This is a genomic window from Legionella maceachernii, assembly GCF_900167045.1.
Taxonomy (GTDB): domain Bacteria; phylum Pseudomonadota; class Gammaproteobacteria; order Legionellales; family Legionellaceae; genus Tatlockia; species Tatlockia maceachernii.
Genome location: NZ_FUXJ01000006.1, coordinates 174,555 through 197,472 on the forward strand (window position 1 = coordinate 174,555; position 22,918 = coordinate 197,472).

Here is a 22,918-nt window from a genome sequence, read left to right on the forward strand (position 1 = left end):
AATAGACAGCCATTCTCTAATGCGAATTAACGATGCAATTGTTGCGGTTCTCCAGTTATACTTTCAATGTGGTTGGATGGTTAGTAGCCTTAATTCTTCCGGCTTTTCTTGTTTATCTTTTGCAAGAGACAACAATGAATTGGGCTTGCACTAATTTTGTTGTCATTTTCTCAGCTGCACTTGTTATGTGGATTTTCCGTTTGCTACCCGAATATGTGCCCGCGGTTTTTGTGATTTTGGCCACCATGTTATTAGGATTAGCACAACAAACGGTGCTCTTATCGGGGTTTGGTTCAGACAGCTTTTTTTTAGCCTTGGGTGTGTTTGGGATCGGTGCTGTTTTAGTAAAATCTCGCCTTTTTTATCGGTTATCTTTACTGATTTTGAATCATTTACCTAAGAATAAATTTTTACTCCAAATCGTTTTATTTGTTATTGGTGTTTTACTCACACCTGTAATGACGGCTCAGAGCGCTCGGGTGTCACTGATTGCCCCCTTGCTTGAAAACATGCGAAAAACCGCAGGACTTAGTCCCCGCAGTATTGCTGCCAATAGCCTTGCTTGTTCAGCATTTAATGGATGTATTTTATTATCCGTCATGTTTTTAACGGGCAAATCAAGTAATTTTGTCCTTTATGGCATGCTCTCCGAGCAAACGCAATGGCAATTTGGCTGGATGAATTGGCTTATTGTGTCTTCTGTTCCAGGAGCCTTATTGGTGCTGGCTTTTTTTACCTTACTTTCTTTGAAATTCCGTAGCCAAGATTCCTTAGTGGTTAACCGGTTAGCAATCAAGCGTGAACTTTATTTAATGGGTAGTTTAACCATTCATGAATGGGCTGCCATTTTAAGTATTGTCGCTTTGATTTTAGGATTGGCGTTTTCGTCTTTGCACCAAATTCCAAGTGCTTGGATTAGCTTTGCAATCTTCTTTATTTTGCTAACTTCAGGGGTGTTAAACAAAGATGATTTTAAAAATGGTATTAATTGGCCCTTTCTCTTTTATCTGGGGGCAATCATTGGCATCATGCGCTGCGTCCAAGAGATTGGGATCGAAGCATGGATTATTAATTATTTGTCTTGGCTTGGTGATATTGCTTATGAACAGCAAATTATTTTTATCATTTTAGTGTATGTAGTGAGTTGGTTAGGTGGCTTATTGTTCGGTACCATGGCTGCCCCCGCCTTGATGTTTACTCTTTTAATGCCTGTTGCACAGCAAGCGTTGATTAATACTTGGCTGGTGGCCTTCGTTATTTTAATGGCTACCGAAGCCTGGGTTTTTCCTTATCAATCAAGCTATTATTTGTGTTTTGAAGAGTGGGCGCGAGGAAATAATGCTTATGATTTAAGGAAAACGCTGTCCGTTAATGCATGGTTTTCTGTTTTACGCCTCGTTGCAATTCTGCTTAGCATTCCATTCTGGCGGAAAATTGGGGTGTTATGAAGATCAAATATCTTACAACCTTATGCACGGGCCTATTTTTATTGGTTGTGTTCTCTTTCCTAGGTTATCAACGATTACATAAACCACGAATTTTTGTCTTGCATAGTTACAATGCTAATATGCCTTGGGTGCAAAGTTTGAATCAAGGGATAAGGACAGTTTTTGGTGATAAAGCATATATAAGCTTACGTTATTATTACATGGATGCTAAGCATCATAATTCCAAAGAGTATTTAGAACGGGTTTCTAAAGCGATTAAAACGACAATAGAAGCTTGGCGCCCCGATATTCTTATCGCCTTTGATGATGATGCTCAGGATATGGCAGTGCGAGAATTTGGGTATTCAACGAACATTAAAGTTATTCTTGCTGGCATTACTGATTCTAAACGTTGGCTCGAGTATGACAGTACACCTAACATCACAGGCATCACTGAGCAAATACCCGTGAAAGCCATACGCGAAATTTTATCGTTGATGTTCCGCAATCAAAAACGCATCTATTATTTGTCAGATGATTCTAAAGCAGCTAAGACTTTGGATAAATCCATCATGAAAGAAGACTGGGGATCTTATGGATTAGTTGCTCATAAACGGGTAAAAACGTTTGCTCAATGGAAAGCAGCAGTATTCGAAGCCGAAAGAAAAGCGGATATTTTACTGGTTTCTGTTTATCAAACGATCATGGAGGGTAACAGAGAAATTGATTCGAAGCGGTTAGTGCGATGGATGAATGAGCACAGCCACATTCCGGTGGTTGGGGTTTATGAGTCTTTCATTATAGATGGAGGAATGTTAGCCATTGCCATTTCAAGTATGGAGCAGGGATATACTGCCGCATGGTTAGCGCTAAACATTATAGAAAAGAAGTTAACCATTCAAGAAATTCCCTTGTTGCATGGAAAAACATTCTCTCTTTTTATGCAAAAGGAAACCTTGCTTAAGCGGTTCCCTTATGTGCATATCCCTGTGATCCTTGATGCCTTTTCTAAATCGCAATGGAGTTTGGATAGACTCTCTTCTCCAGGTATGGATCTCTCTGACATAGGACGATTACGTCTAAAAACAATTCATTCTGCAAAAAATTGATTTGTCTAAACGAATGCTAATTTTTTGGTAATGATCCTCCATTCCCGCGTTCAAGCGGGAACATAGAGTAAAGAGGACGTGAGCGATTACTTTTTTTCCATCTCATATTGCTTGATGGTTGTTAGAAGCCTCGAGGGCGAATATACACCTGATTCAATTGCCTCGTAAAAAGCAAGTAAAGAGGGCTTTTGCTCGAATATTGCTTTTTTAGGGAGTTCCTTTTTATTGACAGGATATCCTTCACGGATACCAGTCAAAATAGCACTGAGCAGCCACAGTAATGAAATGGCATCATTATCAATTTCTTTATGGGAAACGAAACCATAATCAATAAGCGAAACATGGCTTTTATCGCAGATGACATTCCACGTTCTGACATCATTGTGATGTAACCCTTCTTTTTCCAAATCTGCAAGCGATTTAAGGAGCTCTTGTGCTACATTTATTGCATTTATTTCGCCCGGTTCATGGAGTAGATCCACTAAAAGCTTTCCGCTAATACGCTTTAATACCAATTTAGCCCCGCTCGATGATAGCTCGAAATCCACCAGTTCTGGCATGTGATAAATGTTAGTTAAATGTAAGAGGGTGTTAATTTCAGAGACAATTTGGCATCGATTTACCTCGCCACTTCGCTCGTCGAATACATATTCTTTTATCACATACTCTTTGCTCAAATAGTAACGACGCGTTATCGCATAAACCGTCGGTGAATTAGGGTAAGCCTCGAATGTTTTGAACAGGTAAGAGAATTGACGATTATTTACAGTAATTACATTGTCTTTAGCTTTAACGACGTAAAGGGGGCGGTGTTTATCGGATAAATGAGTAGAGAAATCCCCTATTTTTTCTATAGCCACTTTATCTTTTACAAGATCAAATACAGCTAGTTCATCTTCAGGTTGTGCGTCGTTCCAAAATAGCGTTGGGTCCTCATTTTTTCTTGCGAGTTCAACAATAAGCATGGGCACTTTTTCCAGAAGCGCTTTCATGAGCCGTTGTGTGTACTCCAATCCATTATAATAGACTGTATGATGCAGAACACTGAGAATAGTCACAACATCAAATTGACCTGGCTCAATAGTGTTTATGGAATTTTCATCGAGTGCTTTAGTCCTGATAACTGTAGGGATATTGTTGATACTCCCTATCAAGCGAGCAACTTCGGCATTCTTGGCATTGTATTCCCAGCCTTCAGTCACTGCACTACGGTCTGCAAAATAGTAACACATGTAACCCAGCGATGACCCGATATCCAGCATGCGTTTTCCGGCAACCCTACCAAAGTAAGTTTCTATGGCACGACACCTATCTTGGCTGGTACGTTGCGGTTCTCTTTGAAGCACACCACCAATCCCATAAGTTGGCTGATATGGTTCAACTTCTTTGATGAGTTCTTTGAGATGATCGAGCCGAAAATCATGAGTATGTAATCGATGGCCAATTCCTTGGGTAAGTTGCTCGATATGATGCAATCGATTTTCAATGCGTAAATTGAGTTGCTCAAGAAGTTGCTCAATACGCCGCAAGCGATGTACTTCACCAACCATTATTGGGGGAGCAATACGCTTAATAAAGTGTTTGGCTATTTTTTTAAGACCGCTCCAGAAATTTTTTTTGCTCTCTATATGCTTTGAGCATGTTGAAGACTTATGTTCTCCTGATGCTGCTTTTTCCATCAAGGACTCTCCTTCGGGGTGATTAAATTGAGTATCTTGCATTCCCGCAATGCGTTGCGCGCCTCCTGAAAAATAATCGCTATCCATAAGCTATCAAACCTTACTGCCATAAAGCCGCAACATGGAACTATACCAGTTTAGTGTCTAAACTGTAATTAACATTTTGGAGTGTTCTAATCCTGAATTCATTAGGAGTAAATTAAGAAAGGTTAGCTCAATGAAAAAACAATTAACTGATTTGATTGTCCATAGACTGCACGAGGAAAAGGAAAATCTAAGAAAACAATTTTTTCAAACGCATCCCATTAAAGTTGCTCATCATTTTGCCCTAGATAATGTGCTTCCTGTTGAGATCGCTGAGAAAATTTATGCAAATTTTCCCAAACCCAAAAACATGCACATGCTAAGTAATTTGGGGCAGTTAAAGTTAAGGTATAGTCATCTGAAAGATACATCCCATTTAATACAAGACATCAATTCTGCTTTTCAAGATCCGAGAGTGATTACTGAAATTGAAGAAATCACTGAAATTAAAAACCAAATTCCTGATCCTTCACGTTTTGCTGGCGGAATCAGTACACTGCTTAAAGGGTATTATATTAACCCTCATTTGGATAATTCCCATGATGTGGATAGAAAATTCTACCGTACTGTGAATGTTCTTTATTATGTGTCTCCTAATTGGAAATTGGAAAACGGGGGCAATTATGAATTATGGGATGAGTCCATTAAACAGCGCATTATCGTTCCTTGCTTTTTCAATCGCTTGATTGTCATGGCAACCAATCGCCATTCCTGGCATTCGGTGAATCGTGTTGTATGCGATGCCCCGCGATGCTGTGTGTTCAATTATTTTTTTTCGGCACAATCACCTGAGGGTGAGGAGTACCTTAATGTCAATTCCATAACGAACCCACTTTACAGACCTCGACCTGAGCAAAAAATTCGCCGAAAAATAGCCAATATGAGACATAGATTATTGGGTAAGAGGGCCTGATCCTCTCTCCATAACTAATCCTCACTTTAAGTGAGTTTATTAAAGTAATTGTGCACTACATGAGCTTAAGTTTTTTATCAGCAGACGCTAACTTCTTCATTCCAATCGATAAATGATAAATATAAAAACACATTCCTTAGTAATTAAACCACTTTATAAGAGCGCATAATTTCACGAAAATGAATATTTTTACTCCACTGAGAACATTTTGCTTCCATTTTCGGTCTAATTTAGTATAATGATTACAAATCTTTACTTAAATGATACATTTAAAAGAACAGGCTTTACGATGACTCATTATTTATATATCCCTTTTAAACGAAAAGACGTTCCATCCAATCAAAAGAAAATGATCGAAGAGTGGTTACTATTGGAACAGAAACAAAAGAATGAAGTGGTAGTCTGTTATTACGGTGAGAAAAAATTAAAACAACGACCCCAAAGCGCCAAAATTACAATTTTATTTGCGGGTAAACCTGGAAATAAATCACCATTGCACGGTATCGACGACATAGATACTGAATTATTACGGCACTCTGAAGGATTATCGCAACATCTTAGAGTTATTTATGCGCATAATAATTCAATCTTAGTCCCTGAGGTCGCTGATAAAATGAAGGAAGATGGTTTGCTCGATGAATTTCAAGGGCGGCTACAGATTAACCTTATTTTCCTTAATGCCAATATCAAAGAAGCTCACACCCTGGCTGGTTCTTTTTTTAATTCACTAAAAAAATACGAAGAGCACAAGCAGGGAGTAATAAAGCTGCAATATCTCGCAAATGACTCACAGGAAAAATCGAATTCCTATCCCACCTATACGCACAAAAAAAGCCAATTAGAGCTGGTTAAAGAGCCCGCGATATATACCAAGCACTCTATGTACAATGATAAAGCACATTATCCTAAACTTTCTGTTGACGAAGTGGCTTCGGTAGTTAAAGCGTATTATCGTTATAAATCCTCGCGATGCTGTGGTTTATCGGGCTTATTAAACTTAAATGGGCTCTTTTCAAGTGCTGCCAGCACGGAAGCCCTTAAATATCTCAGCAAAAAAGACATCTCTGATATAGACAGATACGCTTATGCTTCTCGCTTCATAAGGTACTATAAAGAAAATCATTTATCCCAATTTCTTAACCCAGTGCTTGAAAATGCATTACAGGAACATGAAGCCACTTGGAATGACCAGCCGACAAGTTCATTAAACATGTAGTTTTGAGTCCCAAAAAAGAGATTCATGAATTTTATTGGTTAATCGAGAAGCATAAATTCATTGGCGGCACAAATAAGAGCGAATTAGATCGCATTTGCTACTCCACCCGATCGCGATGATTTTAAATTGCCCTTTGAATGGTTTAACGAGCAAACTGCTGCTTACTGAAAGCCACTCGGTCTGTAATGGGCTCTGTACCTTGTGCAGCTCGAGTTTCAATAAGTCTATAACGAGAAAGACCACCTTCACGATTAGCAATTTGGATATTTAATCCTGGGCGAGCATTCAGCTCCAGCATAAGAGGACCATGATCTTTGTCAAGGACGATGTCCACTCCTAGATAACCAAGACCCGTTAACTCATAACAACTGGCTGCAATTTCTAAAATCTTATCCCAGTAAGGCACAGCAATATCAACAATTGGTGCCATGGTGTCGGGATGAAAATCGATGGCATCATTATGAAAAACGCCACCGAGAGTTTTTCCAGTGGCTAAGTTAATGCCGACTCCAATAGCGCCTTGATGCAAATTCGCCTTGCCTCCAGATAAGCGTGTGGGTAAACGTACCATTGCCATGGCTGGATAGCCTAATAAAGTAATAACACGAATATCCGGGATGCCTTCGTAGCTCACCTCTTGGAATACCGGATCCACTACGACACGGTGTTCAATGATGGCGTAATCTGCATGACCACCTAAACTGTAGGCACCTGAGAGAAGACAAGACAAGTGATAATTCATTTCGTTGACGGTAACAAGTTTACCGTTAATTTGGCGATAGCGCCCAAAGACTTTATCAGTAATGACAATAATACCATCACCTCCAGCGCCATGAGCAGGTTTTACCACAAAATCTTTATAAGGTTCTAAGATTTGCTCGATATTTTTAATTTGATGCTCACTTTCGATAATTTCATAGAGCTTTGGCACAGCAATTCCGGCTTGTATAGCAAGTCGTTTGGTTTGTAATTTATCGTCAACTAATGGATAGCGTTTGCGATTGTTATACCGCAGCACATAATCACTATTACGCTGGTTAATACTGAGAATGCCGCGTTCTCGTAAACGACGATATAACTGCAACATTATTCTTTCCCCGCGAGCACTTTAAAGCGGAATAGCTCAAAAAGCCTATACCCGCGATATTGGCCAAACCACAAAATCAATGCAAGCAATACGAGCAAGAGTTCGGGAAAAGCAAAAATTAAATATTGCATGGGGGCATAGCTCATTGCGCCAAAAGCAATCACGGCTGCTACAAGACTGCCGGCACCTGATTTAATGGCTTCTGAAGCACCTCGCTCATCCCAAGTGATACACATTCTTTCTATTGTCATGGTTAGAATTACCATTGGGAATAAAGCCACTGATAAACCAGAATCCAAACCTAAATTTTGGCTTATGACACTGATAAAGACCATCAATAAAATGACCACAGTAAGAATTGCGGCCAATCTTGGAACAAGCAATAACCGAAGCTGATCAAGATAAAAACGGGCCAGTAAACCAAAAGAAACAATGATAATGAAGAGCGTTATTCCCCAAATGACATGCGTTTCACGGAAAGCTAACGCGATAAGTACTGGCATAAAAGTACCGAATGTTTTCAAGCCGATAAAATTACGCAGCAATAAAATAATAAAAGCCCCAATTGGCACAGTAAGTAAGATTTTATAAATTTCTTGAACATTAACCGGCAGTTGCAATAAAGAAAAGCGCAATAATTGAGAATCAGTTTGCGATCCTCGTGCTTTTGCAATAGTTAGTGCATTAATTGGTGTGGGAGAGACGGTGAGATTGAATACCGGTTTTTTACCGCCAACCACATCGTGCACCGGATCGAAGCCATACTGCCAAACAAGAAAATCTTTAGGGAAACCTGCTCCACCGGTACGAGGGTTAATATAAGTCCACTCTTTGCCATTGTGAACCACCATAAACGCTTTTAAATCAGCTTTATTTTGTTTTCCTAAATAAATTCCTTTAACAGGCATCGCATAAATTTTAGCCTGATTTAAAACCGTGATCGCTGCATTAATAATATTCTCATCAGTAAAGTCATTACCCACCAATAACTTAGCATTGCCATCGCGTTTGTTGAGCTCTTTGATGGTGCCTTGAGCAAACGTTTGAATATCGGCCGATGATTGGCGAACCTGATTGGTTATGGCTTCCACAGCTGAGCGTTGCGTGTCAATAAGAGGTTGTGCTTTCACGAGTGGTGGTTTATTGGTTAACGAAGATTCATTGTTATTCACTTCGCGGAAAATGGCTCGGTAATAAAGCGATTGGTCACCTGAACTGCGCCTCTGCGACCATACTGTTTGACGATTATAACCACTTAAATTAGTGGTTACTCCGTAATTATGAGAAACAAAGTACTCGTCTAAAATAGCAAAGTAAGGAGGCATATAGGGTATGGTAAAACTTGCTTTTACTGGGGTATTTCGATCAGCTACAAAACGTAAATTGGCCTCAACCATCCAGCTATTCACTGTTTCTGTGTCTGTTAATGGCACATCAAGAACAAGATGTCGATAAAGAAAAATCCCTATACCTAACAAAAAAAGGCTGATAATTAAGCCATACACATGTCGTTTATTTGACTTCATTTTTTACTGCTTTCTGGGTTTTAATTAAAAAGGCATGGCTCGGGTCAACCAGACCATTAAAAGCGATGATTGCATCTCTACCAAGAAGTAATGGGTAATTAAAGCGTTTTCTATTGGTTAAATTCACCGGGATATTACGGACTTTATTACCAATTTGAATGCGCATCATGACAACCGGCCGCTTGATAGGAGCTGGCTTCCTTTGTGATGGCAGATGTTCTCCTGCGCGCACTTTAATTTTTACTTTACCTAAATACTCTGAGGTAAACTCAACTTCTTCTGTCTTACCTGGAACTTTAAAGCGTAGATAAGGTTTGCCATTTTGCTCAATTTCGTGAATATCAACAGCACTTAATGAAGCGGATTTTGCACCGGTATCAAATTTGGCTGATAGAACCATCCCTTTATCGACAAGCGTTGCTTTTTCAACATACCCATACACTATTTTGGTATCAGTCGCCATGGAAAATCCTGATAGCAATAATAAAATCAAACAAGAAAAACGACGCAAACTCATTAGCAAACCTTCTCACTAAATTTGCAAATAGCTAATGCTAGCAGATTTGTGAGCCAACGCACAGAGCTCGGATTACCTATTATAATAGAAATGAATAAAATTTGGTTATTTTTACTAAAACTTAGCAACGAAAATAAAGATTTTTTTACCTACTTTGTGATAGAATTGCCGATGGCCAAACGCTTTTTGGTCTATTTTGACTCAAGATGAAAAATTTGTTGTCAATTGTCTCATTATTCGGTACAATCCCTCCCATCCTAGCCGATCCCGTAGAATTGTATGTCGATCGAAACTCTTCCTATAGAATCAGTAAGTTACTTGGAGCTGATTGCCGGGAGAAAGGATCAAAACCCACCGCTTCTGGCAAAGAAACTACACAAGTGGCATTATATTTACGCAATATATGGTGCCTTGGATGGCTTGAGCCTGTCGTACAGCATGATCAAGTATCTCTTTGATTTGGTGTCGGAGAGCAAACAGTCTGCTTCAGATGAAATGCACGATTGGTTAATGGAACCCGGTGGTGCTTTAGCCGCGGCAAGCGGTTCAATCGTTCTCATTACTTTCTCGATGCTTGCCAATCATTTCAGTGATGACGATCCCAATGCATTTAAGCGTTATATAGCCATTTTATGGCCCTATTGCCGAGATACAATGAAGGGCCTAAAAAATGCGTATAAGGGGGTGCGTAGTACACTCCAAGTGGTTGAGTTACTCAATGGTCAAAATTTATCCTTCCTCTTTGTTCCTGTCGGTGTTTTACTCGGGGGGTTATCCGTTTTAAACCGCATTTGGTACCGTCGAATGCTCACCGAGCGCAAGTCGATGATGAAGGAAAATGCCAAGTTGCTGGAAGAGATCCAGAACTCAAGGGACATAACTCTTGAAAATATTGATAATTATTTAAAACGAATAAAAAAACAAACTGAGAGGCAAAAACGATTAGGATTACTCTCAGCGACTTATGGAGGTATCGTTGATGGCCTTTACTTGTATGTCGGTGTCTTAGGCCTTTGTTCCCTTTCTCCACCCGCATTAATTGCGATGTCAGTATTCTCTTTTCTGTATGTGACAATCAGTATCGCTACCCGTGCCTATGAAGAATACGATTTTCAACGCAAATTACGTATTGCCCAAGCAAAAATTGAATTAGCCCATAGTGGAAAAAAAATAGAGCTCATGATTGAAGCGCTGCAACGGACGCACAGTGCTGTAGCAAGGGACTCTCAAAATTCCGAATTATTGGCGCAGCAATTAAAAATAATTGCTGAATTTGAAAAGGTAGTCGAATTATTTGAAGAAAAACGCGAAAATTACCGCTCTATTACTACCCTTTCTTACACTTCAGCCGTTTTAGCAGGTGCGAAGAGGGGACTGTATGCTTATTCAGCACTTGCAAGCCTTGTGTTTGCTGTCGGCACAATCCTGGTTTTAGCTTCTGTTCCTTTCCCCCCCGCCCTATTAATCAGTTGTATTAGCCTTGGATTGGTTTTCTTGATGGCATTTATTGCTCATTCTGTAATCCATACCTTCCAACACCATCGTAAACAACAAAAAGAACTAGAGGCTGAAAATCTCTCTACAGATAAGAAAAAACTGTCCCATATTCAATGGCTTTACAATAAATGTAAAAAAGACGTTGCCGAGCTTGAGCCAGATCAGCTTGAGCTAGTTAGGATAGCGATTCTCGATAGAATGGTTATCGATCCCACTCCTCAATTCTTTTTTGAAGAATGGTTTGAAGTGGTACGCTCTTTCTTTTCGGGAGTTGGCAAAGGGTCAAAAGCGGTTGGACTCATGATGAATTCGCTAGAGGAGCCGGATGATAAAGGTCATTATCATGAGTCAATCATCATGATGGGCTTTATCGCATTGAGCGCTTTTATCCATACTCTGGTGTTTGCCTTAAGGGCCTATGCGCGCATGGGGCGAGATCCTCTTGAGAAAGTATTCATAACTAATAAACCGAAAGAATTGGCCTTAGCCTGTGACTCCACGCCTTCGTCGATTGATTCAGAGGATTGGTTCTCTCGAGATGACGATTACAGGGGGTGTGGCTCTTCGGGTCCATTGATAGGCGAATCCTCATCTATTGATGGAGTACAAAAAGACACAGCAATGAATCCGCTACAGTCCTGTGTGATCGAGCCCGAGCAAATAACACCTCGTTTGCCTGTGGGAGAACCTCCCCAGGGTGCTCAGTTCTCTGTCTTAGAGTCTGAGCAAACGCCTAAGCCATCGACAGAGTCTGAGCCGTCCGTTCAAGCGAAGACTGAGAAGGACTCACCGAAAGGGCAAAAACCAAATTCATTTAGTTTTGTTCATTCGCTGTATCACGTCTTTGCGGGAAGTAAACAATCTTCGCGTCCTGCTCCATCCTCTCAACGATTACCCTCACAATTGGTTACTGAGTTTGGTTCTTCGCAGATGAAGAGTACAATTGTGGGTTCAACGTAGGGTCATTGTACATTTTGAATTGGTGGTAAACCCTAAATGTCCTCGTTTTTGTTATTATTTCATTAAAGAAGCGTTGTAAACAGTCCATCAGCTGAGTTTGTTGGGCAAGAATCGTTTGCCATTTACGGTAACAATTTTGTCGATGCGCTTCGCCAACCTCCTCTCGTTTAGCTTGTAAATCCATATGGTAGGCTTTAAGCGCGAGTATAGAAAGACGGTCAATCATCATTCCTGGGGTCTCAGAATGCACTGGGCAGTCATTGGGACTTGCAGGTTTTAAGGCAGTGTAGAGCCATTCATCCATGGCTTCCATGCGATTATTACGTTGTTGATTGCAATGATCAATTTCACGTTTGGCTAAATAAACATATTCATACCCCATATCATCGCGCCGAGCCCTATCTTCTGCATGCCAAAGTTGGAAATTAAACGAATGATTCTCTTCAACTAACGCTAAAAAATTTTGATGACTCAATATCAATTCTCTGTTTTTCCAACGAACAATACATTCGCGATGTAAATCAGCAATTTCAGTGACATTAATTGCATTAGTCATTAACCACTCCCAGCAAATTTCACAAAAAATAGGCCACGTCCTTAAAGTTTTGCCGTTCGGAATAACTTTAGGGAAGCGGCTTATATTACCTCTAAATCGAATAAATGGCGATAAACACGGAGTAACTCCTACAGGCAAATTTGGGCTTTGGCCCAACAAAACATTCACTCAAAATTAAATGGTAAAGAATAAGTGTTTATGGAAGAAATAATTGTAGATTGGTTACAGGGCTCAAGCAATGTTGACTCAAGGCCTAACCTGCGTTGTTTCTTTGCATAGCTACTTAAATTTCCCTTTTTCTAAGAATGTTAAAATCAACTGTCTCGTCTTCGGATTATTCATAATAAAAGCATGGTTGGTGTCGATAACAACCGGTTCAATTTGTCCGGGTAAGCGGGCAGCTGATGGCGGAACCTTTGCATCATAGCGTCCTGCAATGATACCCATTTTAATGTTAGGGATGGGAACCCGATGCACATAAGCTGTTTCATCTGAACTTAATTCTGCAAGTGGTTTGATTAGAGGTGTAACGATTGGAAAAGCTTTTATAAATAATTTTGCCAACGAAGAGCCTTGATTGGGCGGTGCTAGCATAATTAAATAGCCGATATTTGTTAATTGTTTTTGGTTAAGATTAGCTAATGCTTCGCGAATAATGATGCCACCAAGACTATGGGTAATAAAATGAACTTTTTTACCTGGATTTTCTGTTAATAAAGATTCGATAAATTGATATAGAAAAACGCCATGCTCATGAATGTCATATCGCGTCGAAGGATAACTGTAAGAATAAACCTGATATCCTTGATTTTTCAGGTACAATTTCAATGACGCCATACTTAAAGAAGAGCGCATTAAACCATGGATTAGGACGATGATTTCACGCTGATGTTTCGTTTGAGTAACCGCGAGATTAACTCTATTCCTTTGTTCCTGCTCATGAGAAATAAATGCATGAGATTGGATAAGATAAGTCATTCCAGCAACAATCATGAGAATGGATTTAATCGTAGATATTTTATTGTGAAAATTATGTTTCATGCTTTTTATTGTCGTTATCAATTATTTTTTATTCTGAGCAGATTTCGGATGTGCCGAGTTTAACTATGAACTATCAAATTTTTTTATTTCTTGCAAGTTTAATTTTTTTCAAGGCGATTCTTTTCAATTTCCGGGTTAGACTAATAAGCCCCTAATGCAGTCAAAAGAGAGGATGCTGTTGTAAAATTACTAAAAGGGGATTTAAATTTTTAAGAGAATGACGATGAGTAAAATACTGATGAGCGCGTGCCTTTTAGGGCAAAAAGTCCGCTATGACGGTGGAGACTGCCTCCAAAATCATCTCCTTTTGCAACAATGGTTCAAAGAAGGGAAGATCGTTACAATTTGTCCAGAAGTGGCAGGGGGGTTATCCACACCTAGAGCACCCGCCGAAATTCAGGAGAGTCGATCGAGAAGGGACGTACTCAATAAAATGGCTTTTGTAAAAAACAATATGCACCAAGATGTGACTCAGTTTTTTTTAACAGGAGCAGAAAAAGCGCTGGCGCTGGTGAAAAAGCATCACATCTCTGTGGCAATTTTAAAAGCAAAAAGCCCCTCGTGCGGATCAAATCGAATTTACGATGGTCGCTTTACGCGAACATTAATTAATGGGGACGGAGTAACCGCTGCCTTATTAAAACAACATGGTGTGTTGATATTTGATGAAAATCACATTGAAAATGCGTTGCAAGCAGCGCAAAATAGCTTAAATAATAATACGTTAGTTCATTTAGAATAATAAGTCACAGGGGCAATAATTTGCTTCAGCATGGGATATAGCCATTAAAAATCCGTCAAAAAATAATAAGAGGGTATGTTTTGTATCAAATGAGAATCCGTTGTTTCTTGATATTAATGCTACTAGGTAGCTGGTTGCTAAATGGAGAGTGCGCTACACAGCGTGATTTTCAGGTTTGGCCCAATTTGACCGCGATAGGTCGATTTAGCCATAGCGATAATACCGCATTCGGGCGTTTGAGGTGTTGGTTGGAGGGACAAGAGCGTATTGGGGATGACAGCAAACGGCTTACACAAACGTTATTACGTCCTGGCTTAGGTTATGCAGTAACACCTAGTCTCAGCCTATGGCTTGGTTATGCCTGGATCCATACCAATCGACCTCTAACCTCTAGTCCGTTTAACGAAAATCGCATTTGGCAGCAACTTTTATGGATTAAAACCACCCCGCATTTCACGTTTACTAGTCGTACGCGTATGGAGCAGCGTTTTTTTCAAAATGATCCTAATAATAACAAAGTTGCTTATAGGGCTAGACAACTTATGAAAATCGCTATTCCATTAAAGTACAATTCTAGACTCAGTGCTGTGGGTAGTGATGAAGTATTTTGGCATAAAAATAATTACATCGGCAGGAATGGGCGTGGCTTTGATCAGAATCGATTATTCGTGGGCCTTGGCTATAAAATTAATTCGAATGCCACGACAGAAATCGGCTATATGAATCAATATATTCGACGATATGGGGTCCCTAATTTTCTTTCTAACATCGTATCAATTAATTTTTTCTTAAATTTTTAACCAAAGAGAGGTAAGATTCTGTAAAAGGTTACAGAACTATCTCAGAAAAGTAGCGATTATAGATCTTTAAATAGGTTCCATCATTTTCCATCTCAAGAAGGGCTTTGTTAATTCGTTTAATTAAACCAGGGGATTTTTTATTTGCCATAATCCCATAGCCTATTCCTACAGGGATGCTCTTCCCGACAAGTTTAAACAGGGTGCTGCTGGTTGCTACCCAATGTTTCGCTGTTTCTTCATCCGTAATGACGACGTCCACTTTCCTAGTTGATAAAGCATGAAATGTCGCTGAAATAGTGGGGTATTCAATAATCTGTACCAAGTCATTAAATCGTTCTAGGATAAGGGCTTTAAATAAGGTGCCTTGAACGGAGCCTACTCTTTTTTCTTGAATGTCTGCAATGTTGTTAATAGGAGAGACGGTGGTCGTGACATATTGGCCATTACTGGCTAAATAAGGTAAGCTAAATAAAAAAGTTTCTTCTCGAGTTTCAGTGATACTGATGGCTCCCAGACCCAAATCGATATTGCCTGCTACCAATTCGGTAAATATTTTTGTAAAAGTTAAGGGAATAAAACGACAATCTGCTGTTATGCGATGGCAAATTTCCGTCATGATATCGACATCAAAACCCCAAAAATGGCCTTGTTTGTCTGCTTGAATCTCAAAAGGAGGATCATAGGGGAGCGTGCCTATGCGAATTATTTCAGCACTAACCGGGGAGCATACTAGCAAAGTGAGGAGTAATAGCAAGAATCTCACAGGGATTACCTAAATATGAGTATGAATTTATTATGACTCTAAAAATTGATTTTTCCCTAATTATTTTAAAAATTTCATTGTAACTCTCAGTGATCTCTAGAAATGCCTAGGGAATAGATGACAGACTCCATCTTTTATGCAACTATTCTGAAATTGGTTTCTCGGAGGTAATTATGAAAGTTATTGTATCGATATTGTTGTTTCTGATGGTTGGTGCAGTTAACGCAGAAGATAAGATACCCTCTGGCTGTAAGCCTATTGCAGTGACAGGTGAAACAGTAATGGTATCCGCAAAAAAGCCGCAGCTGGTTATGATTCATAATTTATCAAACGCGGATTTGTGGATTACCCACCCGGTTTCTGATCCTGGTGCGAGTGCAGGATGGAGTAGTCGATTACAAGCAGGTAATTGGTCTGCTCTTGCTCTCGACCAAACGAATTTTGAATTGAGTTGTATTGAATCAAAACCTGGGCATGAGCAACAAGTTCCTTGCCAAGGCGTTATTTCAGTGTGTCGCTGGGCCAAAGTTACTTTACCGCCAAAAGAGACAGGGACTTATTGGGCTGGTGAAAATATGGTTCTATCCAATTTAAAAGAGCATTTGGGAGGACGTGGATTTGAGTTATCCAGTTCTTCTGAATAATGATAAACTAATTTTTGTATAATAAAGTGGTGAAAGTGAGTAAAAAATCAAAGGACCCTTTCTATAAAAGAGAGAAAGAAAAATACGCGATACCTATACCGAGTCGTGAATTGATTATGCAGGAATTGGAGGACTTCGGGCGCCCCATGACTCGTACTCAGTTATTGACCAGGCTTGAGGTAGAAAACGAAAGCGAACAGGAAGCGTTGGGTTTTCGCTTGAAAGCGATGCTACGAGACGGTCAAATTATGCTGGATCGTCGTGGCCGTTTTTGTTTATTAAAGCGTATTAATTTACAAAGAGGTACCATACAAGGCCATCCTGATGGGTATGGTTTTTTTATCCCAGCGGGAGGTGGAGAAGATATGATCTTGTCTGCCAAAGAAATGCGAACGGTGATGCACGGTGATCTCGTATTGGCTTATCAGTCGGGGGCTGATCGACGTGGCCGGCCTGAAGGGAAAATACATGAGATAATCGAGCATGCCAATGCCACCGTAGTTGGACGATTTTTTACCGAACATGGTGTGGGGCTCGTTATTCCTGACAATAAGCGGTTGACCCAAGATATCTCCATCCCGTTAGAATTCGCTGGGGGCGCTAAAAACGGGCAAATGGTATTGATTGAAGTGATTGCTTTTCCAAGCAAACGCAATCAAGCCATCGGTAAAGTGATCCACATTCTGGGGGATCATATGGCTCCAGGTATGGAAACAGAGGTTGCTATCCATGCACATGGCATTCCTGCTGAGTGGCCAGAAGAAGTCACTGCGGAAGTGGCTAAAATTCCTCAAAAAATCACTGAAGATCAATTAAAAAATCGTGTTGATTTAAGACACCTCTCTTTTGTCACTATTGACGGAGAGGATGCTAAAGATTTTGATGATGCTGTTTATTGCTATCAAAAGCCCAAAGGGGGATATCAACTCTACGTCGCCATTGCTGATGTAAGTCACTACGTGGCTGTTGATTCAGCGTTGGATAAAGAGGCGGAACGACGGGGAAATTCCGTGTATTTCCCGGGTAAAGTGGTGCCGATGCTGCCCGAAGCTTTATCCAACGGTATTTGTTCACTTAATCCCCATGTTGATCGTTTATGCATTGTTGCCGAGATGGCGATAACGCCAGATGGCAAAATAAGTCGCTCTCGCTTCTATCGTGCCGTTTTCCATTCTCACGCGCGGTTGACTTATACGCAGGTAGCCCAATGGTTGGAGGATGAGAGGACTGATGCTCAACATGAGGCCTTATGGCCCATGTTGCAATCGCTTCATGCTCTTTATAAAATATTTTTAAAAGCTCGCAAAGCGCGTGGAGCGATGGATTTTGAAACCACAGAAACGCGGATTGAATTTGATGAGAAGCGAAAAATTCAGCGTATTATTCCAGTCATCCGCAACGACGCCCATCGCTTAATTGAAGAATGCATGCTCGCAGCGAATGTCGCCACGGCGCGTTTTTTAGAAAAAGCAAAATTACCTGTTCTTTATCGGGTGCATGAAACCCCAGACGAGGATAAAATTGGAGCATTAAGATTATTTCTTGGAGAGCTTGGACTGCAGTTGGGTGGAGGTAAGAAGCCTCATCCTAAAGACTTTCAAAAAGTCTTGTCGACAATAGAAAATAGACCCGAAAAGCATTTAATTGAAACGGTAATGCTTCGCTCTTTGAAGCAAGCTCAATACATCGAAGAAAATGATGGTCATTTTGGTCTCGCTTATTCGGCGTACACCCACTTTACTTCACCAATACGGCGTTATCCTGATTTGTTAATTCACCGCGCCGTGGGGCATTTGATTGATAAAGCTAAAGAAGAAAAATTTCATTACACTGCTGAGGAGATGAGTCGCTTAGGCAAGCATTGCTCATTCACTGAGCGGCGTGCAGATGAGGCGACCCGCGAAGTAGTCGCCTGGTTAAAATGTGAATACATGCAAGATAAACTAGGGCAAGTATTCCAAGGAACTATTTCCGCAGTGACCAGCTTCGGTATTTTTGTTGAGTTAGATGAGATTTATGTGGAAGGTTTAGTGCATGTTACCTCATTACGCAATGATTACTATGCTTTTGATGCCATTAAGCATCGGTTAGTTGGTGAGCGTGGCGGCCATGTTTATCGTTTGGGTGATAAGATGAAAGTATTAGTAGCCCGTGTGGATTTAGATGAGCGCAAAATCGATTTTGAACCAGCAGAAAATGGAATTTTCGATGACTGAGCATTATGTTTATGGTATTCATGCGGTAACCGCTCTATTAAATAATCCTCACAGAAAAACTAAAAAGCTATATATCAATCAAGAGCGGGCTGATAAACGATTACACGAGCTCTTCGATTTGGCTTCAAGCCAGCAGATTCCGGTGGAAAAATTGCCACTACAAAAAATGAATCAGCGTTTTGCCGAGCTTACACACCAAGGAGTAGTCGCAGTCGCTGATAATCTACGCGATTATACTGAAAGTGACTTATCTAATTTACTTGCGGCTTGCAAACAACCTAGTTTACTTCTGATCTTAGATGGTATCACTGATCCACATAACTTAGGTGCTTGCTTAAGGACTGCCGATGCCACGGGAGTCGATTTTGTGGTTATTCCAAAAGATAAGAGTGCCAGTATTACGTCGGTGGTTAGCAAAGTTGCCTGTGGCGCAGCAGAATCTATTCCTGTGGTGCGCGTGACTAATTTGGTTCGCGCTATAGAAACCATTAAACAATCGGGAGTCTGGGTTTATGGGGCAGCTGGAGAAGCAACTGAAACTCTTTATCAAATGAATTGTCGCTCATCAATCGCTTTGGTGATGGGTGCAGAAGGTAGCGGGTTGCGGCGCTTGACCCGAGAGCACTGTGATGGTTTATTTTCTTTACCCATGCTGGGCAGTGTAGAAAGTTTAAATGTTTCGGTAGCAACGGGGGTGTGTCTATACGAAGTAGTACGCCAGCGTCAAAATTCATGATAAGCAGAGAATTGTGTCATCCTTCGCTACGTTCAGGATGAAAAACGGTTTTTCAACCGGTACAAATCCAACCACTCATCAAGATTCAAGATACCTTCTCTATCCCAAAACCTTAAAAAGGCTACGCACTCTCAGTAAACTGATGAATGGTTTTACTCAATCTCGAAACCAATTCGTCGATTTCTTTTTCACTAATAATGAGCGGCGGTAAAAGTCGAATAACGGTTTCATTGGTTACATTGAAAAGTAGTCCATTAGCAAGACCCATTTTTCGAGCATCGTTCGCAGGCCTGTCAAGTTCAATACCTAACATAAAACCTCTCCCGCGAATGCCGCGTACACCGGGATGATCAACCAATGCTTGCATCAGCTTTTCTTTTAATAGCGCACCTTTTTGAGCGACTTGTTCGCAAAGATTATTGCCTTCAATCACATCTAAAACAGTCAAGGCTGTTGCACAAGCGAGTGGGTTGCCCCCAAATGTGGAGCCGTGATTACCCGGTTTAAAAAGGTTGCATGCGTTGCCCCTCATCAAGCACGCACTGATAGGAATTCCATTACCCAAACCTTTTGCTGTAGTGACAATATCAGGTTGAATACCAGCATGCATGTACGCAAAAAATTTTCCTGTTCGTCCATTGCCTGTTTGAATTTCATCTAGGATAAATAACCAGTCATGTTCTTTACAAAGTTGGGCTAAGGCTCGTAGGTAGGAATCTTCAGCAACAAAAATCCCCCCTTCACCCTGAATAGGTTCGATCATCACTGCGACTACATCATCGCGATTGGCTGCGATAGTATGGATGGCGTCGATATCATTGAATGGTGCGCGAATAAAACCTGGGACCAACGGCTCGAAACCGGCTTGAACTTTACGGCTACCTGAGGCGGTTAAAGTTGCCATAGTGCGTCCGTGAAATGCTCGCTCCATAACGATTATTGAGGGGGTCTCAATTCCTTTTTTATGACCGTATAAACGAGTTAGTTTAATGGCTGCTTCATTTGCCTCAGCACCCGAGTTAGCAAAAAAAGCTTGTTCCATGTTGGTGATGGCAGTTAATCTTTCGGCAAGTTGCTCTTGTTCTTTAATGAGGTAGCCATTGGAAGTATGGAGTAATTTCGCGGCTTGTTTTTGGATTGTACGGGTTATATCGGGGTGGGCATGCCCTAGTCCACAAACGGCTATACCACTTAATCCATCGAGATAAGCCTTGCCTTGCTCGTCATATAGCCAAATCCCCTCACCATGAGTGAAGGATATCGGTAAAGGGCTATAACTTGTGATTAACGCCATAAAAACTCCTTATCATTATTTTGGCGAAAAAAACTTGCTTTTTGTTCATGCTGTATTCAAAGAACGGCTGAGTTTGACGATTTCATGCGGCAATCCAACCGTTCACCAAGAATTAAGTATACCGCCTGAACGGATACTTTTCTGTGCAATATGACTTGAAAATCAATCTTTTCGCTTTAGTTAGCGAATTTTCAATCTGTCTTTAGATTGATTTATATCGTTTGGAAAAGCTCCCAATTTTAACGTAAATTAGACTCCACGAAGTCCCAGTTTACCAGAGACCAAAATGCCTTTAAGTACTCAGGGCGTGCATTGCGATAATCGATATAATAAGCATGTTCCCACACATCGCAAGTCATTAACGCCTGTTGCCCTTCGGTCATTGGTGTTCCAGCATTGGAGGTACTGATAATTTTAAGAGCGCCGTCTTTATCCTGAACTAACCATGCCCAGCCAGATCCAAAGGTTGCAATGGCAGTTTGGGTAAACTGTTCTTTAAAATCATTAAAAGAACCGAATGCTTTAACAATCGAGTCAGCTAATTTCCCTGTTGGCTCATCCCCGCCTTTAGGGCTTAGGCAGTGCCAATAAAAAGTATGGTTCCAAGTTTGAGCTGCATTATTGAATACACCCCCAGAACGGCTTTTTTTAATAATATCTTCCAGACTCAAATTCTCGTATTCTGTTCCGGCAATGAGCTTATTGAGATTAGTGACATAAGTATTATGATGTTTTCCATAGTGGTACTCTAAGGTTTCTTCAGAAATATAAGGTGCCAACGCATTCTTTGCATAAGGCAACGCGGGTAGAGTAAATGCCATAAAAACTCCTATTTTTTAGTTAGGTTGTAAGTTTATCAGGATTCATTATAAGTACCAGGTCGGATTTCCAGAAACATAAAAAAAATAAATAGGAAACTGAAAACCGGTAAGAAGCCTATAATGAAGGATATTGTTTGAAAGAGATAGAGCTTGCTAGCTAAATTTTCTTTACAAAACATCGTTTCACAAAGATCATACTTACGTTGAAAGATGGCCTTAAGTTGCTAATTGACCTTATTTTCGCCATAATTACGGTTGTTTTTATTTTTTATAGGGGCTCTGGTGGATACAATTGAGAAAATCAAAAAGCAAATTGCTGAAAATGCAATACTATTATATATGAAAGGCACTCCCAAAATGCCTCAATGCGGTTTCTCAGCACGTGCTGTACAATGCCTTGATGCTTGTGGCGTAACATTCGCCTATGTGGATATTCTAGCAAATCCAGATATTCGTCAGACATTACCGCAGTATGCTGATTGGCCCACTTTCCCCCAGTTATACGTCAAGGGTGAGTTAATTGGTGGCTCAGATATTATCATGGAGCTTTATCAACAAGGCGAGTTGGAGCCATTATTGCGTGAAGCAGTATCCTCATAATCTGAGCACCCTAATAAATAAGAAAATAAATTGCTTAACCAAGGAGAATAGTGATGAGTGTTTTGGTTGGACGAAAAGCCCCTGATTTTACAGTTCCTGCTGTACTTGGTAATGGTGAAATCACTGACAAATTCAATTTACATGAAGAGCTAAAAGGCAAATATGGTCTAGTATTTTTCTACCCTCTCGATTTTACCTTTGTTTGCCCTTCCGAATTAATTGCGCTTGATCACCGTATGCATGAGTTTAAATCAAGAAATGTTGCTGTGGTTGCTGTGTCTATTGATTCACAATTTACCCATAATGCATATCGTAATACCTCTATTAAAGACGGAGGTATTGGGCCAGTGCAATTTACCCTAGCGGCGGATGTTACTCACACCATTTGTCAATCTTATGGGGTTGAACATCCTGTGGCGGGTGTCGCTTTCCGCGGCGCTTTCGTCATTGATAAAAATGGTATGGTGCGTTCACAAATTGTTAATGATCTACCTATCGGTCGTAATATTGATGAACTGTTGCGAGTGATTGATGCTGTCCAATTTTTTGAAGAGCATGGAGAGGTTTGCCCAGCGGGTTGGCAAAAAGGGAAAGCAGGCATGAAAGCTTCTCCTAAAGGTGTTGCTCAATACCTCGCTGAACATTCAGACAATTTATAAGTAGCTAATAAGATCAGAGCCCGCTTATCTG

General features: G+C 40.5%; 21 protein-coding genes. 12 read left to right on the top strand and 9 right to left on the bottom strand.

The window, feature by feature from the left end:
• The first annotated feature begins 32 nt into the window (after window positions 1–32).
• Window positions 33–1,448 (top strand): SLC13 family permease, encoded by a 1,416-nt coding sequence (locus B5D33_RS06635; protein WP_058453710.1) that lies wholly within the window; start codon window positions 33–35, stop codon window positions 1,446–1,448.
• Window positions 1,445–2,536: an ABC transporter substrate-binding protein gene (locus tag B5D33_RS06640; RefSeq protein WP_058453711.1), complete on the top strand. Its 1,092-nt coding sequence runs from the start codon at window positions 1,445–1,447 to the stop codon at window positions 2,534–2,536. The genes B5D33_RS06635 and B5D33_RS06640 overlap by 4 nt, the downstream gene beginning before the upstream one ends.
• Before the next feature lie 86 nt (window positions 2,537–2,622).
• Here B5D33_RS06640 and B5D33_RS06645 read toward each other — a convergent pair whose 3' ends face one another.
• Complete coding sequence (locus B5D33_RS06645) at window positions 2,623–4,302, bottom strand: protein kinase domain-containing protein (protein ID WP_058453712.1); 1,680 nt, start codon at window positions 4,300–4,302, stop codon at window positions 2,623–2,625.
• 130 nt (window positions 4,303–4,432) lie between these two features.
• Between B5D33_RS06645 and B5D33_RS06650 the strand changes: the two genes are divergently transcribed.
• Together B5D33_RS06650 and B5D33_RS06655 are read left to right on the top strand one after the other, a co-directional pair.
• Window positions 4,433–5,212 (top strand): 2OG-Fe(II) oxygenase, encoded by a 780-nt coding sequence (locus B5D33_RS06650; RefSeq protein WP_058453713.1) that lies wholly within the window; start codon window positions 4,433–4,435, stop codon window positions 5,210–5,212.
• Between the two features lie 289 nt (window positions 5,213–5,501).
• A complete protein-coding gene (locus tag B5D33_RS06655) occupies window positions 5,502–6,428 on the top strand; it encodes a hypothetical protein (RefSeq protein WP_234802473.1) in 927 nt (308 codons plus the stop codon).
• A gap of 142 nt (window positions 6,429–6,570) precedes the next feature.
• Here the strand turns inward: B5D33_RS06655 and B5D33_RS06660 are convergent, their stop codons facing one another.
• Genes B5D33_RS06660 through B5D33_RS06670 form a run of 3 tightly spaced genes read right to left on the bottom strand, consistent with a single transcriptional unit; the run spans window position 6,571 to window position 9,558 of the window.
• The gene (locus tag B5D33_RS06660; protein ID WP_058453715.1) at window positions 6,571–7,515 is read right to left on the bottom strand and encodes an alpha-L-glutamate ligase-like protein; all 945 of its coding nucleotides are present in this window, start codon (window positions 7,513–7,515) and stop codon (window positions 6,571–6,573) included.
• Complete coding sequence (locus tag B5D33_RS06665; RefSeq protein ID WP_058453716.1) at window positions 7,515–9,041, bottom strand: inactive transglutaminase family protein; 1,527 nt, start codon at window positions 9,039–9,041, stop codon at window positions 7,515–7,517. Before B5D33_RS06665 ends, B5D33_RS06660 begins: the two co-directional genes overlap by 1 nt.
• Window positions 9,028–9,558: an ATP-dependent zinc protease family protein gene (locus tag B5D33_RS06670; RefSeq protein WP_058453717.1), complete on the bottom strand. Its 531-nt coding sequence runs from the start codon at window positions 9,556–9,558 to the stop codon at window positions 9,028–9,030. Before B5D33_RS06670 ends, B5D33_RS06665 begins: the two co-directional genes overlap by 14 nt.
• A 279-nt stretch (window positions 9,559–9,837) precedes the next feature.
• Between B5D33_RS06670 and B5D33_RS06680 the strand changes: the two genes are divergently transcribed.
• On the top strand, window positions 9,838–12,015 hold the full coding sequence (locus B5D33_RS06680) for a UbiA prenyltransferase family protein (RefSeq protein ID WP_133140941.1): 2,178 nt from the start codon (window positions 9,838–9,840) through the stop codon (window positions 12,013–12,015).
• Here the strand turns inward: B5D33_RS06680 and B5D33_RS06685 are convergent.
• Both B5D33_RS06685 and B5D33_RS06690 read right to left on the bottom strand, forming a co-directional pair.
• Complete coding sequence (locus B5D33_RS06685) at window positions 11,963–12,571, bottom strand: DUF4254 domain-containing protein (RefSeq protein WP_058453720.1); 609 nt, start codon at window positions 12,569–12,571, stop codon at window positions 11,963–11,965. The two genes, B5D33_RS06680 and B5D33_RS06685, sit on opposite strands and share 53 nt — an antisense overlap.
• A gap of 279 nt (window positions 12,572–12,850) precedes the next feature.
• Window positions 12,851–13,612: an alpha/beta hydrolase gene (locus tag B5D33_RS06690; RefSeq protein ID WP_058453721.1), complete on the bottom strand. Its 762-nt coding sequence runs from the start codon at window positions 13,610–13,612 to the stop codon at window positions 12,851–12,853.
• Window positions 13,613–13,835: 223 nt separating this feature from the next.
• Here B5D33_RS06690 and B5D33_RS06695 point away from each other — a divergent pair, with 223 nt between their 5' ends.
• Both B5D33_RS06695 and B5D33_RS06700 read left to right on the top strand, forming a co-directional pair.
• Window positions 13,836–14,354, top strand: coding sequence for a 2-thiouracil desulfurase family protein (locus tag B5D33_RS06695; protein WP_058453722.1), 519 nt, complete (start codon window positions 13,836–13,838; stop codon window positions 14,352–14,354).
• 116 nt (window positions 14,355–14,470) lie between these two features.
• Window positions 14,471–15,154, top strand: coding sequence for a DUF2490 domain-containing protein (locus B5D33_RS06700; RefSeq protein ID WP_234802474.1), 684 nt, complete (start codon window positions 14,471–14,473; stop codon window positions 15,152–15,154).
• A 28-nt stretch (window positions 15,155–15,182) separates the two neighbouring features.
• On the opposite strand, the gene B5D33_RS06705 is transcribed toward B5D33_RS06700, so the two are convergent.
• Complete coding sequence (locus B5D33_RS06705; RefSeq protein WP_058453724.1) at window positions 15,183–15,917, bottom strand: transporter substrate-binding domain-containing protein; 735 nt, start codon at window positions 15,915–15,917, stop codon at window positions 15,183–15,185.
• 173 nt (window positions 15,918–16,090) lie between these two features.
• Between B5D33_RS06705 and B5D33_RS06710 the strand changes: the two genes are divergently transcribed.
• Genes B5D33_RS06710 through rlmB form a run of 3 tightly spaced genes read left to right on the top strand, consistent with a single transcriptional unit; the run spans window position 16,091 to window position 19,513 of the window.
• Entirely contained in the window at window positions 16,091–16,561 is a 471-nt protein-coding gene (locus tag B5D33_RS06710; RefSeq protein ID WP_058453725.1) for a hypothetical protein, read from the top strand.
• Window positions 16,562–16,596: 35 nt separating this feature from the next.
• Window positions 16,597–18,777 carry a ribonuclease R gene (gene rnr / locus B5D33_RS06715; RefSeq protein WP_058453726.1) on the top strand — a complete coding sequence of 727 codons (2,181 nt, stop codon included), beginning with the start codon at window positions 16,597–16,599 and terminating at the stop codon, window positions 18,775–18,777.
• Window positions 18,770–19,513, top strand: a complete 744-nt coding sequence (gene rlmB, locus B5D33_RS06720; RefSeq protein ID WP_058453727.1) for a 23S rRNA (guanosine(2251)-2'-O)-methyltransferase RlmB — start codon at window positions 18,770–18,772, stop codon at window positions 19,511–19,513. Before rnr ends, rlmB begins: the two co-directional genes overlap by 8 nt.
• A 121-nt stretch (window positions 19,514–19,634) precedes the next feature.
• Here rlmB and B5D33_RS06725 read toward each other — a convergent pair whose 3' ends face one another.
• Together B5D33_RS06725 and B5D33_RS06730 are read right to left on the bottom strand one after the other, a co-directional pair.
• Window positions 19,635–20,807, bottom strand: a complete 1,173-nt coding sequence (locus tag B5D33_RS06725) for an aspartate aminotransferase family protein (protein ID WP_058453728.1) — start codon at window positions 20,805–20,807, stop codon at window positions 19,635–19,637.
• 239 nt (window positions 20,808–21,046) lie between these two features.
• Window positions 21,047–21,628: a superoxide dismutase gene (locus B5D33_RS06730; RefSeq protein WP_058453729.1), complete on the bottom strand. Its 582-nt coding sequence runs from the start codon at window positions 21,626–21,628 to the stop codon at window positions 21,047–21,049.
• Between the two features lie 282 nt (window positions 21,629–21,910).
• Between B5D33_RS06730 and grxD the strand changes: the two genes are divergently transcribed.
• Entirely contained in the window at window positions 21,911–22,228 is a 318-nt protein-coding gene (gene grxD, locus B5D33_RS06735) for a Grx4 family monothiol glutaredoxin (protein WP_058453730.1), read from the top strand.
• A 53-nt stretch (window positions 22,229–22,281) separates the two neighbouring features.
• Window positions 22,282–22,887, top strand: coding sequence for a peroxiredoxin (locus tag B5D33_RS06740; protein WP_058453731.1), 606 nt, complete (start codon window positions 22,282–22,284; stop codon window positions 22,885–22,887).
• Window positions 22,888–22,918 lie beyond the last annotated feature (31 nt).